At 57.1% G+C, this 911-nt stretch carries 1 protein-coding gene; it reads left to right on the top strand.

Annotation, left to right across the window (positions count from 1 at the left end):
* The first annotated feature begins 66 nt into the window (after positions 1-66).
* A complete protein-coding gene (locus C2862_RS25030) occupies positions 67-894 on the top strand; it encodes an IS5 family transposase (protein ID WP_027868003.1) in 828 nt (275 codons plus the stop codon).
* Positions 895-911 lie beyond the last annotated feature (17 nt).

The following is a 911-nucleotide window of genomic DNA, read 5'->3' as shown; positions in this document are numbered from 1 at the left end:
AGAGACGGTTTGAAAACTCGGAAGCAACTATGATGTCCAAATGGTCCTCTTCGATAGGAGTACGCCATGTGGACAGCAGAGCAACGAACACGGCATAAGGTCCGGGTTCCCAAGGAGCGCAAGGGTTATCCTACTGATGTGAGTGATCAGGAATGGAAACTCATCGAGCCATTACTGCCGGGCGCTGCTCGTACTGGTCGCCCCCGCAGGACGGAACTTCGCCAGGTGATCAATGCACTTCGTTATCTGGTCCGTTCGGGCTGCGAATGGCGCATGTTGCCAAACGATTTTCCTCCCTATCAAACGGTGTATTACTGGTTCCGTCGGCTAGTGCGACGCTTCCTCTTCCGAACGATCCACGATCTGGCATTGATGCTGGACCGAATGTGCGAACAGCGCGAAGTCGTCCCCTCGGCCGGCATCGTCGACAGCCAGTCCGTCAAGGCACCAGGCGCACGTGAGCGCGGCTACGACGCACACAAGAAGATCAGCGGCCGCAAACGACATATCGCGGTCGATACCGACGGGCGACTGCTGGCAGTGAATCTGACGCCTGCCGACATCGCCGATTCAACAGGTGCGCAATCGGTCCTCGATGCTTTAGTCAAGCGTTGGCCATGGGTCAAGCATCTGTTCGGCGATGCGGCTTACGACCGACGCACCTTGCTCGACAAGGCAGCCTATCTCGACTTTACCGTCGAAGTCGTACGTGGCTTACAGGGCCAGGACGGCTTTCAGGTACAACCGCGACGCTGGGTCGTCGAGCGCACGTTTGCATGGCTGATGCGCTATCGCCGTCTTGTCCGGGACTACGAGCAGCGCCTTGATGTGTCGGAAGCGATGATTTTCATCGCGCTCGGCTCTTCATTACTGCACCGGATGCGTTTCCGGTGAGTTATTAAACCGTCTCT

Source organism: Massilia sp. Mn16-1_5, from assembly GCF_004798585.1.
GTDB lineage: Bacteria > Pseudomonadota > Gammaproteobacteria > Burkholderiales > Burkholderiaceae_D > Telluria.
This window is presented reverse-complemented; position numbering and strand designations above follow the sequence as displayed.